Below are 15,042 nucleotides of genomic sequence, written 5' to 3'. Positions count from 1 at the left end.
CGTGCTACTTGAGCAGCCGAGACAGCACGCGGTCGGCGAGCGGCTTGCCTCCGGTCTGGCAGGTGGGGCAGTACTGCAGCGTCGAGTCGGCGAAGATCACCTGACGCACGGTGTCGCCGCAGACCGGGCACGGCTGCCCCGTGCGGCCGTGCACCTGCATCCCGAGCTTCTTTTCGCCCTTGAGCTCGGAGGCGGCCAGTCCGTCGGCGCGGGCGAGCGCGTCCCGGAGCGTCGATTGCATGGCCGCGTAGAGTCTGGCGACCTCCTCCGGCGTCATCGACGCCGGCTTGAACGGAGACATCTTGGCCGTGTGCAGGATCTCGTCCGAGTACGCGTTGCCGATGCCGGCGATGATCGACTGGTTGCGCAGCACGCCCTTGATCTGCGCGCGGCCCGCGTCACCGAGGATGCGCGCGAACGCCTCCTCGGTGAAAGCGGGGGAGAGAGGGTCCGGCCCGAGTCTGGCGACGCCGGGGACATCCGATGCGGCGTGCACCACGGAGATGGACAGGCTCTTCTTCGTCCCTGCCTCCGTGATGTCGAGCCCGGAGCCGTCGTCGAGGACGAGGCGCGCGGCGAGGGGCCCCTTGCCAGGCCGTCCTGTCGGCGGAGGGGGAGGAGCGTCGCGCCAGCGGATCCACCCCGCCCGCGCCAGGTGGATGACGATGTGCAGGTCGCCTGCTGCGATGTCGAGGAATTTGCCGTGCCGCGTCACCCCGGCGATGGTCGTGCCGGTGACCGCGGACACCGGGGGATCGAAGGTCTTGAGCGCGGCGAAGGCGACGATGCTGAGCGTGTCGATGACCCGGCCGCGCAGGCGCGCGTCGAGGTCGGCCGCAAGAGCCGTGACTTCCGGAAGTTCAGGCACCCCTCCAGTCTGCCGCGTGCGACCGACAACCGCAGTATGGTGGCGGCATGGACATTCGGGTCGCCGCCTACGGGGTCATCGTCGACAATGACCGGATACTGCTCGCGCACTGGAACGAGGGCGGCCGCTCCGGATGGACGCTGCCAGGCGGCGGCATCGACCCAGGCGAAGATCCTGTGGATGCGGTGGTCCGCGAGATCGCGGAGGAGACCGGCTACGAGGCGGTCGCCGGAGACCTGCTCGGCATCGACTCGCACATCGTGCCGGCCGAGGCGCGCTTCGTCGAGGACGCCGGGCCGCTGCACGCGCTCCGGATCGTATACCGCGCATCCGTGGTGGGCGGCACGCTCACGAACGAGCTCGACGGAACGACGGACGAGGCGCGCTGGTTCCCGCTGCACAGCATCCCGTCGCGCAGGGTCGAGCTGGTCAACGTGGCGCTCGGGATGGCCGGGCTGGCGTAATCAGGCGCGCCGCGGCTCCTCGGACGGAACGATGATCCACATCGCGACGTACGCGATGAACTGAGGGCCTGGCAGCAGGCAGGACAGCAGGAACAGGACCCGCACGGTCGTCGCGCTCCAGCCGAACCGCTGGGCGAGACCCGCGCAGACTCCGCCGAGCACGCGGCCGGAGGTGGGACGGTAGAGAGTGTTCATGCTTCGAGTCTGGTCGTGTGGTCGTGCGCCCGGTATCGGGGAATCCCCCCAATCGACCCTGAGGCAGGCACCAGGGGTGCGGGCGAGCGGGGCACCTGGGCACGCAAAAGGGGTGGTGCCCTCCGGCACCACCCCTTTCGAAGTCGCTGCTACTCGGCGGCGGGAGCCGTCGGCTCCTCGTCTGCCACCCAGAGCTCGTCGTCTGCGCGGAAGGTCTGCCAGACCGCGTAGAGCAGTCCGACGGCCGCGATGGCTCCGAGCACGACCGCGATCACCGTTCCCGCACCGGGGCCGGACGAGTCCGTTGCGGCCTTGGCCTTCTTCGACACGTCCTTGCCCGCCTTCTTGACCTCGCCGATGAAGGCGCGCGCACGCGCATCCCGAGCGTGGTCGACGACGGACATCGCCGTGCCGACGGCGGTGCCGACCGCGGGGATGACATCGCTCACCAGCCGCTCGCGCGCCGCACCGGCCACACGGCCAGCGGTCTGCGTGGCGGGGCGCACGTAGTGCTCGTACCCGTCGCGCACTTTCGGAGCGATCTCTTCGCGCGTGTAGTAGGCAGCCTGCTTGCGAGCCTCCGCCGCGATGGCGTTGGCATTCGCCAGCACATCCTGCTGCTGACCCCAAAGCTCTTCGGCGCTACTGCGCAGGCGCTTGAGTTCCTTCTTCCGCTTCCGTGTCAGGTTCATCTGGACCTCCATTGCGTCGTGTAGCGAACTCACTCCATCTTGCCACCTAAAGGCCTGTGGATGGCCCGAGAGCCCAGAACCCCTGTGCAAGAATTGGTGCCATGTCTAAGCACACCGCTGTCGCCACCCTCCACACTAACTACGGGGACATCAAGGTCAACCTCTTCGGCAATCACGCACCGAAGACGGTCAGGAACTTCGTCGGCCTGGCGACCGGTGAGATCGAGTGGACGCACCCCTCGACGGGCGCCAAGAGCACCGACCCGCTGTACGACGGCGTGGTCTTCCACCGCATCATCCCCGGCTTCATGATCCAGGGCGGAGACCCGCTCGGTCAGGGCATCGGCGGACCGGGCTACCAGTTCGACGACGAGATCAACCCGGAGCTCGACTTCACCGAGCCGTACATCCTCGCGATGGCCAACGCCGGCATCCAGGGCGGTCACGGCACCAACGGTTCGCAGTTCTTCATCACGGTCGCGCCCACCACGTGGCTGCAGGGCAAGCACTCCATCTTCGGCGCTGTCGAAGACGAGGCGTCCCGCAAGGTCGTCGACAAGCTCGCCGAGCTGCCGACGGATGCGCGCGACCGGCCGCTCGACGACGTGGTCATCGAGTCGGTCACCGTCGAGCAGGTCTAGCAGCGGCGGGGGCGGGTCGAACGATGTCTCAGCCCGTCGACGCGAGGGCGACCTATTGCTACCGTCACCCGGACAGGCAGAGCTACGTGCTCTGCCAGCGGTGCGGGCGCACGATCTGCCCTGAATGCCAGACCCCGGCCGCCGTCGGCGTGATCTGCCCGGAGTGCATGGCGCAGCAGCGCGCAGAGGCTCCCCGCACCAAGCCGGCCTGGGTAACCAGGGCGACGGGCCGCGGCTCGCCCGTGGTGACCTATGCGATCATCGCGCTGTGCGTGTTCGTCTTCGTGCTGCAGCAGCTCCCTGGGATCGGCCTCGCGGTCACCCAGGCCATCCAGTACGCCGGGGTGTACTCGACCCCGGTGGCGTTCGAGCCGTGGCGGATGCTGACGACCGTGTTCGCGCACGCGAGCATCCTGCATATCGCGCTCAACATGTACACGCTGTGGATCTTCGGCATGATGCTGGAGCCGATGCTCGGCCGTGCCAGGTTCGCAGCACTCTTCCTGATCAGCGGGTTCGCCGGGTCGGTGGGCGTGCTGCTGATCGCCAATCCGCTTCAGCCGGTGGTGGGCGCATCCGGTGCCATCTTCGGGATGCTCGGGGCGTTCTTCATCATCCAGCGACGGCTGGGCGGCAACGCGACCCAGTTGCTCGTCCTCGTGGCGATCAACCTCGTGATCGGCTTCATCCCCGGCTTCGGGATCGCCTGGCAGGCCCACGTCGGCGGGCTCGTCGGCGGAGCGCTCGTCGGGCTGGTCTACGTCGAGACGCGCAGCCTCTCGCGTCGGCGCTGGCAGCTTCCGCTGTTGATCCTGCTCTCTGTGCTGCTCATCGCCCTGAGCCTCATCCGCTTCCTGTAATTCCTCCCCAGTTCGTGGATAAGTTATCCACAGGCTTATTAACAGTGGGGATAATTACACCGGTGTAACTCTCCACAGGCTTATTAACACTGGGGAGAACCACATCCGTGTGATTGTCCTCACTGTGGAGGACACCTGTGAATAACTCTGCGGGCATGACCGGACGGGCATGAAAAAACCCGGGACCGGCCGTAGCCGATCCCGGGTGGAGTATATGAAGCCGGCTAGCGCCAGCGGGTGGTCATGAGGAAGCCGATGAAGGCGATGCCGAAGCCGACGAGGATGTTCCAGGCGCCGAGTGCAGGGATCGGGTACATGTTCTGGCTCACGTAGAAGACGATGATCCACACCAGCCCGAGAAGCATGAAGCCGAACATCACCGGCTTGAACCAGACAGGGTTGGGGGCGTCCTCGCCCGACTGGGCGACGGTGCGCTCGGGCTTGGTCTTCGACTTGGTGCGTGCCATAGCTCCATAGTGTAGCGGGACAGGCTGTGCGAGTCCGAGGGATGCCCGGGGCCATTACTCAGCCAACATCTCCTAGAATCACACATATGACAGCCCCGATCGACCCGCAGCAGCCCGCTGCGCCCACCGGCCGGGTCCGTCGACGCCACCGGGTCACCTTCTTCGGGCTTCTCGGGGAGCTCCTGATCACCGCGGGCGTGCTCGTCCTGCTGTTCCTCGGCTGGCAGATCTGGTGGAACAGTCTGGTCCTCGCCGGCTCGCAGACCAGCGCGGCGCAGGAGCAGAGCCAGAAGTGGCTGGACGAAGCGACCAAGTCGCCGTCTCCGACGCCGGCACCGGATGCGGACCCGACGCAGCCCGCGCCTCCTCCCGTGCTCTCCGAGCCAGCCGACTATCAGCCGTTCGCGGTCATCTACATCCCGCGGCTCGGCGCAGACTGGAAGCGGACGATCCGCGAGACGGTCGACACCGAGCGGGTGCTGAACAGCTACGACGCCGGCGTCGGCCACTACAAGGGCACGGCGATGCCGGGCCAAGTCGGCAACTTCGCCGTGGCGGGCCACGACAGCGGATGGGGGAACACCTTCATCGACCTGTCCAAGCTGCACATCGGCGACCGCATCTACGTTCAGACCAAAGACGGCTGGTACACGTACACGTTCCGCAACTTCGAGTACGTCCAGCCGAGCGCCGTCGGGGTGATCCTCCCTGTTCCGCGGCAGCCGGACGCGACGCCGATCGACAAACTCATGACGATCACCACCTGCAACCCGCCGTTCCACGCGGGAGAGCGGCTGATCGCATACAACGTGTTCCAGAGCTACGCACCGACCAGCGAGGTGCCGAGCGAGATCGCGGCCGCCGTAGCGGCCAACGGAGGGTGACGATGTACGGCGCACTGTGGCGCATCCTGCCCGGACCGTGGTGGGTGCGCGTCCTGATCCTGATCGTCCTCGTGGTGGCGGTGCTCGCCGCCCTGGTGACCTGGGTCTTCCCGTGGGTGGATTCGCTCTTGGGGCCGCAGGAAGGTACCGTGGGGCCGTGACCCGCGTACTCGTCATCGACAACTACGACAGCTTCGTCTACACCCTGAACGGCTACCTCCAGGAACTGGGTGCGGAGACCGAGGTCGTGCGCAACGACGACATCGCCGAGGCCGACCTGGCTGCGCGCCTCGCGGAGTACGACGCCGTGCTGGTGTCGCCAGGGCCGGGCAAGCCGGCCGATGCCGGGGTGTCGATCCCCACGGTGAAGCTGGCGCTGCAGACAGGGATGCCGTTGCTCGGCGTCTGCCTGGGACACCAGGCCATCGCCGAGGCGTTCGGTGGCGTCGTCACCAACGCCGAAGAGCTGATGCACGGCAAGACGTCCGAGGTCACCCACGACGACAGCCCGTTCTTCGACGGAGTCGGTCAGCCGTTCACGGCCACCCGCTACCACTCGCTCGCCGTCGTCGACGGCACGGTGCCGGACGACCTCGTGATCACGGCTCGCACGCCAGGCGGCGTCATCATGGCGCTGCGCCACAGGGATGCGCCGATCTACGGCGTGCAGTTCCACCCGGAGTCCGTGCTCACCGAGGGCGGATACCGGATGCTCGGCAACTGGCTCGAAGTGGCGGGACTGCACGGCGCCGCCGCGGCAGCGCGCGAGCTGAACCCGCTGGTCAAGCTGGTCTGAGCTGCTCGCCGGCGCTAGCCCGAGCAGTACGTCAGGTCGACTGCCGAGCCCTGCGGGACGTCGCCCACCTGCGACTGCGTGTGCACCAGCGGCGCGCCCTTGTCCTGCGGGCAGGTCGCATCCGGTTTGGGGTTCACGACGAGGCCGAGGTCGGAGAGGATGCCGGTGGCCGCCTGCAGCGACTGGCCGGTCAGGTCGGTGACCGTGACCTTGCCGCTGGAGACGGTGAGCGCGATGGCGTCGCCCTCGTGGGCGTTGGCGTTCGGCGCTGGATCGGTGGTGATCACCACATTGGCAGGAACCGTCGATGAGTTCGTCGTCGTCACGGGGCCGACGGAGAGGCCGGCAGCGGCCAGGGCCGCTTTCGCCGCGTCCGTCGTCATGTTGTGCACGTCGGGGACGCTGACCGTCTTCTTGCCCGTCGACACGTAGACCGTGATCGTGTCGCCGGTGGCGACCACGATTCCCGCGCCGGGGTCGGTGCGGGTCACCTGGCCCTCCGGATACGTGGAGCTCGCCTCGGACACCTGGGTCCACTTGAGCTTCATGTCCTGCAACTCGGCCGTTGCCTTGTCGAGCGTCTGTCCCGACAGGTTCGGCACCTCGCGCGAGGTCTCCGGCAGCGTGGTGCTCGGTGCGAGGCGGAGCACCCACGCGAGCACGGCGACGATGACCACAGCCATGATCGCGACACCCGCCCAGATCCAGATGACGGGTGGGCGCCGCTGCGTGCGGACCATCGTCTGGTCCTCCGCGAGCTGGCGGAACGCGGCCTCCGGGCCGGACACGACGCTGGGCGGGGCTCCGAAGAGCGTCTCGCCCACCGCATCCGGTGCCTTGTGGATGGGGACCTTGCCAGAGGCGGCCAGCTCGAGGTCGTCACGGAACTCGGTGACCGTCTGGTAGCGCTCGAAACGATCCTTGGTGAGCGCCCGCGCGACGACGATGTCCATCGCCGGGGAGATCTTGTGGTTGATGGAACTCGGTTTGACCGGCGCTTCGCTGACGTGCTGATACGCGACGGCGACCGGTGTGTCTCCGCGGAACGGAGGACGACCGGTGAGCATCTCGAAGAGCACGACACCGGTGGAGTACAGGTCGGTGCGCGCATCCACCGACTCGCCCTTGGCCTGCTCCGGCGAGAAGTAGCTCGCCGTGCCCAGGATCGCCGTGGTCTGCGCCACGGTGGCCGAGGAGTCGCTGATCGCCCTGGCGATGCCGAAGTCCATGACCTTGACCTGGCCGGACTTGGTGATCATCACGTTGCCGGGCTTGATGTCGCGGTGGACGACGCCGGCGCGGTGCGAGTATTCGAGCGCGGTGAGGATCCCCTCGGTGATGCGCACGGCCTCCGTGACCTCGAGCGGCCCCTTCTTGATGAGGTCTTTGAGGAGCACGCCGTCGACGTACTCCATGACGATGAAGGGGAGCTGCGCCTCGTGGCCGCTCGGCTCGCGGACGGTCTCCTCGCCGGCGTCGAACACGCGAACGATGGTGGGATGCGCCATGCGGGCCGCCGCCTGCGCCTCCTGACGGAAACGCGTGCGGAAGGCGGGATCGGTCGCGAGCGACGGCTTGAGCAGCTTGATCGCCACGGTGCGGCCGAGACGCGTGTCCTTGCCGCGGTGAACGTCCGACATGCCACCACGTCCGATGAGTTCGCCCACCTGATATCGGCCTGCGAGCAGGCGGCTATCTGGGCTCAATGCGGACTCCTTCCGGGTGGTGGCTCCGGCTAGTGTAGCGGTCTCTGTCTGGGTAACTCCCCCTGAAGCGGGGGCCAGAACATCAGCCGTTCGTCCCTGTTCCCGTTCCTCCATTGTTGTTCCCCCCCGTGGTCGTGCTGCTCTTCACCACATACGGGACAGCGGGCGACTGTGCCGACTCGATCGACTCCCCACAGAAGATCGTGTAAGACAGCTGGTATGTGCCGACCGCGTTCGGCGACCAGGTCGTCGTGGTGGCGTTCACCGGTGTCTGCTGCGTCCCGTTCACGTACAGTGCGCGGCCCTTCAGGTCCTGTCCGGCCGGGCAGGTGGCCGAGCCGAACGTGACCGTGATCTTGGGCATGTTGTTCGGGTCGAAGTTGTCGACCTCGCTCGGGTTGGCCGTGACCGTGTCCGTCGGCGTCGGGATGGGCGTCACCGGTCCGAAGACCTTGACCGTGATCGTCGCGCCCTTCTGCACGGGGCCGGTGGGGTTCACCGAGTAGACGGTGTTCACCTGGGCCTGCGCGGTGGCGGCGTTCCCGGTCTGGACGTCGGCGACCATCCCGAGCCCCTGCAGCTTGGCGCGGGCGGCGTCGGCGGTCAGTCCGTCGAAGTCGGCCTCGGTGATCTGCACGGTGTTGCTCGTGGGCGTCGGGCTGGGTGTCGACGGCTTGGTCGTCGGCGTCTGGCTCGCGGTGGTGCTCGGCGTCGTGGGCGGCGGCGTGTTCGGCTGCGCGACGAGCGCGATGATCGTGCCGATCAGCACCAGGGCCAGCAGGGCGATCAGAGCGATCAGCGGCCAGGTCCACGGGCTGCGCTTCTTGGTCGTGGTGGACGGCTCGGCGTCCTGCAGCTCGGTCTGCGTCGTCTGCGCGGACGCAGAGGGCAGGATCGTGGTCGCCTCGGTGGCGCCCGCGTTGGCGGACGGCATCAGCATCGTGGTCGCTCCGCCGAGCCCCGCTCCGCCGAGAACGGCGGGCACGGACGCCGCGGCGGCCTGCACATCCCCGCGGCGCAGCGCCTGGGCGGCACGCGCGAGATGCGCGGCGGATGCCGGACGGTCGGCCGGGTTCTTGGCGATGCAGGCGAAGACCAGGTTGCGCACCGGCTCTGCGACGGTCGCGGGGAGCTCTGGCGGCGCCTCGTTGATCTGCGCCATCGCGATGGCGACCTGCGACTCGCCCGTGAACGGGCGGCGGCCGGCGAGGCACTCGTACGCGACGATGCCGAGCGAGTAGATGTCGGTGGTCGGCGACGCGGGGTGGCCGGAGGCCTGCTCAGGCGACAGGTACTGGACGGTGCCCATGACCTGACCGGTGGCGGTCAGCGGAACCTGGTCGGCGATGCGCGCGATGCCGAAGTCGGTGATCTTGACGCGGCCGTCCGGCGTGATGAGCAGGTTGCCCGGCTTGATGTCACGGTGCACGAGACCTGCTGCGTGGGCGGCGTGCAGCGCGGCGGCGGTCTGCGCGACGATGTCGAGGGTCTTGTCCGTGCTGAGCACGTGCTCGCGCTCGAGGATGGTCGACAGGGCCTCGCCTGGGACGAGCTCCATCACGAGGAAGGCGCTGCCCTCCTCCTCGCCGTAGTCGAAGACGTTCGCGATGCCCTCGTGGTTCACCAGGGCGGCGTGGCGGGCCTCGGCGCGGAAGCGCTCGAGGAAACCGGGGTCGCCGAGGTATTCGTCCTTGAGGATCTTGATGGCGACGGTGCGTCCGATCACGAGGTCTGTCGCTTGCCAGACCTCGCCCATGCCGCCGATCGCGATCCGCGACTGCAGCTCGTAACGTCCCCCGAAGGTGAGCCCTGCTGTGGGTCTCATTTATTCAGCACCGCCTCTAGTACTTTCTTCGCGATCGGAGCGGCGATGGAGTTACCCGTGCCGTTCTGACCTTGTCCACCGCCATTTTCAACAACAACCGCCACAGCGAACTGAGGATCGTTCGCCGGCGCGAAACCCGTGAACCAGAGCGTGTAGGGGTCGTTGTCCCCGTTCTGCGCCGTTCCGGTCTTACCGCCGACCTCGACCCCGTCTATTCTTGCATTGCTCGCCACGCCGTGATCGACGCCGTCGACCATCATCTGCTTGATCGTGTCGGCGTTCTCCTGGCTGAGCGCCTGGCTGAACTCTTTCGCCTGGAAGCTTTCGAGCGTCTGAAGGTCCGCCGAGCGGATCGAGTCGACCAGGTTCGGGTACATCAGCTTGCCGCCGTTCGCGATCGCGGCCGAGACCATCGCCATCTGCAACGGGGTCGCCTTGTCGTTGTACTGGCCGAACGAGCCAAGCGCGCGCTCCGCGTCGTCGGTGTAGAGCGGGTACACGCTCTTCTCCACCGGGATCGGGATGCTGAGCGACTGGTTGAACCCGAACTTCTCGGCCTGCGAGTGGATCGTCTGCGGGTCCAGCTGCATCCCGAGCTCGGCGAACGGGATGTTGCAGCTCAGGATCTGCGCGGTCGCGATCGACACGGTGGCGCCAGGGCCGCAGGTGGTGAGGCTGTCGTTCTTGACCACGGTGGGCGAGCCGGGCAGCGGGAGGGACGCGACGTTGGGGAGCTGGCTGTCCTTCGTGTACTTGCCTGAGCCGAACGCCGCAGCGCTCATCACCGGCTTGAAGGTGGAGCCTGGCGGGTTGAGGTTGCCCCCGATGGTGCGGTTCGTCAGAGGGCTGCCCTGTGCATCCAGGAGGGCCTGGTAGTTGGCGTTGACCGTTTTGCCGTCGTGACCGGCGAGCGTGTTCGGGTCGAAGTCCGGCTTCGAGACCATCGCCAGGATGCGGCCGGTCTTCGGCTCCATCAGGACGACGGCGCCCTGGTAGCTGCCGAGCGCGTCGTACGCTGCCTGCTGCGCGACGGGGTCGATCGTGGTCTCGACCGAGGCCCCCTGCGGGTTCTTACCGGTGAGGATCGCGTTGACGCGGTCGAAGAACTGCGAATTCGACGAGCCGCTGAGCTTGTCGTCGAGCGCACCCTCGAGGCCGGTCGGCTCCCCGTTGACGGGGAAGAACCCGGTGACGGACGAGTAGAGCGGGCCGTTGCTGTACACCCGCTGGAACTTGTAGACGTCGTTCGACGGCACGGACTGGGCGATCGGCTGACCGGCGACCAGGATCGCGCCGCGCTGCTGCGAGTAGCTGTCGTTCCTGGCACGGCTGTTGCGCGCATCCGCCGTCAGCGCATCCGCCTGGAACACCGTGAGGATCGAGGTGGACACCAGCAGCGCCACGAACATCAGCAGCACGATCGTGCTGATCCGCTTGATCTCGCGATTCACTCAGCTCACCACCAGACGGGGTTGGTTGCGGACGGTATCCGACAATCGCAGCAGCAGAGCGACGATGATCCAGTTGGCGACGAGCGACGAACCGCCCGCCGCGAGGAACGGCGTCGTCAGGCCGGTCAGCGGGATGACCCTGGTGACGCCGCCGATCACGATGAAGCACTGCAACGCAACCGTGAACGACAGGCCGACAGCGAGCAGCTTGCCGAAATCGTCCTGACCGGCGAAGCCGATGCGGAGGCCGCGAGCGACGAACAGCAGGTACAGGGCGAAGATCGCGAACAGGCCGGCAAGGCCGAGCTCTTCGCCGATGCTCGCGATGATGTAGTCGCTCTGCGACACGGGGGTGACCCACGGCTGCCCCTGGCCGAGGCCGGTGCCGATCAAGCCGCCGTGCGCGAGGCCGAACAGACCCTGCACGAGCTGGAAGCTGCCGCCGTCCGCGTCGTACACCTTCTGCGCGAAAGGGTTCAGCCAGTTCTCGAAGCGGTCGTGCACGTACACGAGCACCTGGCTGGCGACGACGGCGCCCCCGACGATCAGCAGCAGGCCGAGGAGCACCCAGCTGATGCGGGCGGTGGCGACGTACAGCATCACCAGGAAGAGTCCGAAGATGAGGAGACCGGTGCCGAGGTCGCGCTGGAACACGATGACGGCCATCGACATCAGCCAGACGATCAGGATGGGGCCGAGGTCGCGGGCGCGGGGGAACCGCATCCCGAGGAACTTCTTGCCCACCATCGAGAGCGAGTCGCGGTGCTGCACGAGATATCCGGCGAAGAACACGGCCAGGCACAGCTTCGCGATCTCACCGGGCTGGAAGCTGAACGGCCCGATGCCGATCCAGACCCGCGCGCCGGAGATCTCCCTGCCGATGCCCGGCAGCATCGGCAGAAGCAGGAGAACCAGGGCGGCGAACCCGAAGATGTACGTGTAGCGCTGCAGCATGCGGTGGTTGCGGAGCACGATGATGACGGCCAGCGCGCAGATGATCGCGATGGCGCTCCACACGATCTGGCGCACGCCGGCGCTGTCCCAGCCGAAGTCCTGGAAGTGGATGTCGATGCGGTAGATCTCTGCGATCCCGATGCCGTTCAGCACGGTCGCGATCGGCAGAAGGAACGGGTCGGCCTGGGGCGCGACGTAGCGGAGGGCGATGTGCATCCCGAACACCAGGACCGACAGGCCGACGCCGAGATACAGCAGGGTGAGGTCCACGTGACCGAGCGCGCCGAGCTGCACGAGCACGACGGCGACGGCATTGATGGCGCAGGCGACGATGAGGAGCGCCAGCTCCAGGTTGCGGAGCTTGGCGGGAAGGCGCAGACGTTTGACCCTGCCGGTGGCCGGCGCGGCCTGGTCGAGCGTCGCAGCGTTACTGTTTGACGGCATCGGCCAACTGATCCACGATCGCTTGCGCCGAAGACAGGCTGTCGGCGTTGATGGTCTGCTGCACGAGCTGTTTGTCGTAGGCGGGGAGCTCATCCACGCTCACGCTCGACTCCTCGTACACGTGGGACAGCGTGATGGGCCCCAGGTTCTGCTGGACACCCTGGAAGATGGCGACATTGCCGGACGGGGATGCGCCGACGAAATACCGGGACTGCGTCCACTGATAGCCGAACAGTGCGGCGAGGGCGATCGCCAGCACGAGGACGATGACGCCGACGAGCCAGGTGATGCGTCTGCGGCGGACGCGGCGCTGATCCTCCTCGATGAGCTCGTCGAGATAGTCCTCCGACTGCGGCTCGAAGTGCGTCGGGCCCGTCGCCGGCCGGATGGGGTGCAGGCGCAGCGACGGGAGGCGGGTGGTGCGCGTGGTCGGCTTGGCCTCGGTGTCGAACGACAGCGGTGCAGCGGCCGAACCGACCGTGACAGGGTCCTTCATCGTCTCGCCGCGGGCGGTGTCCGCGATATCGAGGATGACGACCGTGACGTTGTCGGGGGCTCCGGCGTCGAGACTCTGCCTGACGAGCTTCTCGGCGACCTGCTTCGGCGCATCCCTGGACGACAGCGCGGCGACCATGTCGTCGTGCTTGACGACGCCGCTGAGGCCGTCGGAGCAGATCAGCCAGCGGTCGCCGGGCTGGGTGTCGAGGGTCCAGGTGTCGATCTCGGGGGACGCATCCACGTCGCCGAGCACGCGCATCAGCACGGAGCGGCGGGGGTGGACCATCGCCTCCTCCTCGGTGATGCGTCCGCTGTCGACGAGGCGCTGCACGAAGGTGTGGTCGATCGAGACCTGCTTGAGCTCGCCGTCGCGGAACAGATAGATGCGCGAGTCGCCGATGTGGGCGAGTGCGAGCTGGTCGCCGACGCGCACGATGGCGCTCACGGTGGTGCCCATGCCGGTGAGCTCCGGATGCTCGAACACCGTCTCCGCGAGCAGCGAATTCGCGGCGATCAGCGCAGACTGCAGGGCGAACTCGGCCTCGGAGGCCGTCGCGTACTCCTTGTCGGCCTCGCGGATGCGGTTCACGGCGATGGCGGAGGCGACGTCGCCTCCCGCGTGGCCGCCCATCCCGTCGGCAACGACGAACAGGTCGTGGCCCGCATAGCCGGAGTCCTGGTTGTTGGAGCGGATCTTCCCGACGTGTGAGACGGCCGCTGCCCGGTTCGGTGCCACGTCTACCGTCGCAGCTCGAACGTCGTCGTGCCGATCTTGATCGGGGTGTCGAGCGGGATCTGGGTCGGGACGGTGACGCGTCGGCCGTCGAGGAAGGTGCCGTTGGTGGAGTCGAGGTCCTGGACCATCCACTCGTCGTTCCACAGCAGCAGCCTGGCGTGATGCGTGGAGGTGTAGTCGTCGCGGATCACCAGACCGGACTCGCTCGACCTGCCGATGGTGATCGGGTCGCGGCCGAGCGGCAGCTCCGTGCCCTGGCGGGGGCCGGAGGTGATCACGAGGCGGGTGGCGGACTGGGTGGTGGCCTTGGGCCGGCCGGTTGCGGTGTTCGCGCCGGACGGGAGGTTGGAGACGGGAGCGCTCTGCATGGGCCTCCCCGCTGCCGCGCCGGTCGCGGCCTGACCCGCCCCACCAGGGGCGGCGACGAACGGGGATGCGGCGGCCGGCGTCGCCTGCGCATCCGGAAGTTTGCGCACGCGCTGACCGAACAGGTCGGTGCGCAACGCGTAGACGATGCCGAAGACGAACAGCCAGAGCAGCAGGAGGAACCCGAACCGGAGCACGAGGAGCGTCAGCTCACTGGGGTTCACGATTCGCTCCAGAAATTTCCGATGTCGTTGCGCCGCGTCACGTCCTCGGCGAAGCCCTGACCGGCGGACGGGGCGGGCGCCGCCTGCGGCAGCACTCGGAACACGATACGGGTTCGACCGATGGTGATGACGGATTCGGGCTCGAGGATCGCCTTCCGAACGGGCTGGCCGTTGAGCTGCGAGCCGTTCGTGGAGCCGAGATCCTGCACCTGCGCGCGCTGCCCGTCCCAGATGATCTGCACGTGCTTGCGGGAGATGCCGGTGTCGTCGACGGTGATGTCGGCGTCGCTGCCGCGCCCGATGACGGTGGTGGAGTGGGTGATCGGGTAACGCTTGCCGCCGATGTCGAGCACGGGCGTCCACGCGACCGCGCCCTTCACGTTCTCGGAGTCGACCTGCAGCATCCCCTCGGTGATGGACGAGTCCTCCACGAGGTCGATGGAGATGCCGCCGGCGAACTGGTAGTGCTGGGTGGTGGCGTGCTGCTGCACGAACGAGACCAGCTCGTCGGTGAGGGCGGCGCCCATCCCGCGCATCCGCTTGTAGTCGGCGGGCGACATGCGCAGCGCGAACCGGTTGGGCGCCAGGATGCGATCCCGCGTGACGACGGCCGCTTTGGTGTCCAGCTCCCGCCTCAGCGCGCTGGTGAGCTCGACCGGTTGCAGCCCCGACCGAAAGGTCTTCGCGAACGCGCCATTGACAGCACGTTCGAGACCTCTCTCGAAGTTGTCCAGTATGCCCACAGGTCTCCCGCTCCCGGCTCGCCGACTATGAGCATGTTAGTCGGAACGGGTGGGAAGGCACCGAAGGTGGCTGATTCGAAATGAATGCGACGGTCGTGTTAGTCTCTCCTAGTTCGCGCGAGTGGCGGAATTGGCAGACGCGCTGGCTTCAGGTGCCAGTGCTCGAAAGGGCGTGGGGGTTCAAGTCCCCCCTCGCGCACGACGGGTCGATTTCAGAATCCTGCAGAA

17 protein-coding genes and 1 tRNA gene are annotated in these 15,042 nt (G+C 67.4%); 7 read left to right on the top strand and 11 right to left on the bottom strand.

Annotated elements, in window-relative coordinates:
- Positions 1–4 precede the first annotated feature (4 nt).
- Positions 5–868 carry an Fpg/Nei family DNA glycosylase gene (locus ASE16_RS15670; protein ID WP_055897155.1) on the bottom strand — a complete coding sequence of 288 codons (864 nt, stop codon included), beginning with the start codon at positions 866–868 and terminating at the stop codon, positions 5–7.
- Positions 869–915: 47 nt separating this feature from the next.
- Between ASE16_RS15670 and ASE16_RS15665 the strand changes: the two genes are divergently transcribed.
- A complete protein-coding gene (locus tag ASE16_RS15665) occupies positions 916–1,332 on the top strand; it encodes an NUDIX hydrolase (protein ID WP_055897151.1) in 417 nt (138 codons plus the stop codon).
- On the opposite strand, the gene ASE16_RS15660 is transcribed toward ASE16_RS15665, so the two are convergent.
- Both ASE16_RS15660 and ASE16_RS15655 read right to left on the bottom strand, forming a co-directional pair.
- Complete coding sequence (locus ASE16_RS15660; protein ID WP_055897147.1) at positions 1,333–1,527, bottom strand: PspC domain-containing protein; 195 nt, start codon at positions 1,525–1,527, stop codon at positions 1,333–1,335. It abuts the gene before it with no gap.
- A 149-nt stretch (positions 1,528–1,676) separates the two neighbouring features.
- On the bottom strand, positions 1,677–2,219 hold the full coding sequence (locus tag ASE16_RS15655) for a hypothetical protein (RefSeq protein WP_055898858.1): 543 nt from the start codon (positions 2,217–2,219) through the stop codon (positions 1,677–1,679).
- Between the two features lie 101 nt (positions 2,220–2,320).
- Between ASE16_RS15655 and ASE16_RS15650 the strand changes: the two genes are divergently transcribed.
- The gene (locus ASE16_RS15650; RefSeq protein ID WP_055897143.1) at positions 2,321–2,860 is read left to right on the top strand and encodes a peptidylprolyl isomerase; all 540 of its coding nucleotides are present in this window, start codon (positions 2,321–2,323) and stop codon (positions 2,858–2,860) included.
- Between the two features lie 23 nt (positions 2,861–2,883).
- Positions 2,884–3,720: a rhomboid family intramembrane serine protease gene (locus ASE16_RS15645; RefSeq protein WP_055897139.1), complete on the top strand. Its 837-nt coding sequence runs from the start codon at positions 2,884–2,886 to the stop codon at positions 3,718–3,720.
- A 224-nt stretch (positions 3,721–3,944) separates the two neighbouring features.
- On the opposite strand, the gene ASE16_RS15640 is transcribed toward ASE16_RS15645, so the two are convergent.
- The gene (locus ASE16_RS15640; protein ID WP_055897136.1) at positions 3,945–4,187 is read right to left on the bottom strand and encodes a cell division protein CrgA; all 243 of its coding nucleotides are present in this window, start codon (positions 4,185–4,187) and stop codon (positions 3,945–3,947) included.
- An 86-nt stretch (positions 4,188–4,273) separates the two neighbouring features.
- Here ASE16_RS15640 and ASE16_RS15635 point away from each other — a divergent pair, with 86 nt between their 5' ends.
- The 3 genes from ASE16_RS15635 to ASE16_RS15630 are packed head-to-tail and all read left to right on the top strand — an operon-like array spanning position 4,274 to position 5,867.
- Positions 4,274–5,071, top strand: a complete 798-nt coding sequence (locus ASE16_RS15635; protein WP_082581512.1) for a class E sortase — start codon at positions 4,274–4,276, stop codon at positions 5,069–5,071.
- Between the two features lie 2 nt (positions 5,072–5,073).
- Positions 5,074–5,232, top strand: a complete 159-nt coding sequence (locus ASE16_RS20000; RefSeq protein WP_200949673.1) for a hypothetical protein — start codon at positions 5,074–5,076, stop codon at positions 5,230–5,232.
- Positions 5,229–5,867, top strand: a complete 639-nt coding sequence (locus ASE16_RS15630; protein WP_055897131.1) for an anthranilate synthase component II — start codon at positions 5,229–5,231, stop codon at positions 5,865–5,867. The genes ASE16_RS20000 and ASE16_RS15630 overlap by 4 nt, the downstream gene beginning before the upstream one ends.
- Positions 5,868–5,881: 14 nt before the next feature.
- Here the strand turns inward: ASE16_RS15630 and pknB are convergent, their stop codons facing one another.
- The 7 genes from pknB to ASE16_RS15595 form a co-directional block, all read right to left on the bottom strand.
- Complete coding sequence (gene pknB, locus ASE16_RS15625; protein ID WP_268765822.1) at positions 5,882–7,573, bottom strand: Stk1 family PASTA domain-containing Ser/Thr kinase; 1,692 nt, start codon at positions 7,571–7,573, stop codon at positions 5,882–5,884.
- Between the two features lie 82 nt (positions 7,574–7,655).
- Entirely contained in the window at positions 7,656–9,398 is a 1,743-nt protein-coding gene (locus tag ASE16_RS15620) for a serine/threonine-protein kinase (protein WP_055897125.1), read from the bottom strand.
- Positions 9,395–10,849: a peptidoglycan D,D-transpeptidase FtsI family protein gene (locus ASE16_RS15615; protein ID WP_055897122.1), complete on the bottom strand. Its 1,455-nt coding sequence runs from the start codon at positions 10,847–10,849 to the stop codon at positions 9,395–9,397. The genes ASE16_RS15620 and ASE16_RS15615 overlap by 4 nt, the downstream gene beginning before the upstream one ends.
- A complete protein-coding gene (locus tag ASE16_RS15610; RefSeq protein ID WP_055897119.1) occupies positions 10,850–12,247 on the bottom strand; it encodes an FtsW/RodA/SpoVE family cell cycle protein in 1,398 nt (465 codons plus the stop codon).
- A complete protein-coding gene (locus tag ASE16_RS15605) occupies positions 12,231–13,481 on the bottom strand; it encodes a PP2C family protein-serine/threonine phosphatase (RefSeq protein ID WP_055897116.1) in 1,251 nt (416 codons plus the stop codon). Before ASE16_RS15605 ends, ASE16_RS15610 begins: the two co-directional genes overlap by 17 nt.
- Before the next feature lie 2 nt (positions 13,482–13,483).
- Positions 13,484–14,071 (bottom strand): FHA domain-containing protein, encoded by a 588-nt coding sequence (locus ASE16_RS15600; protein WP_055897113.1) that lies wholly within the window; start codon positions 14,069–14,071, stop codon positions 13,484–13,486.
- Positions 14,068–14,814, bottom strand: a complete 747-nt coding sequence (locus ASE16_RS15595) for an FhaA domain-containing protein (RefSeq protein WP_055897110.1) — start codon at positions 14,812–14,814, stop codon at positions 14,068–14,070. The genes ASE16_RS15600 and ASE16_RS15595 overlap by 4 nt, the downstream gene beginning before the upstream one ends.
- 115 nt (positions 14,815–14,929) lie before the next feature.
- Here ASE16_RS15595 and ASE16_RS15590 point away from each other — a divergent pair.
- A tRNA-Leu gene (locus tag ASE16_RS15590) sits at positions 14,930–15,013 on the top strand.
- Positions 15,014–15,042: the final 29 nt, after the last annotated feature.

The sequence above is a fragment of the Leifsonia sp. Root227 genome (assembly GCF_001428745.1).
Lineage (GTDB): Bacteria > Actinomycetota > Actinomycetes > Actinomycetales > Microbacteriaceae > Leifsonia.
This window is presented reverse-complemented; position numbering and strand designations above follow the sequence as displayed.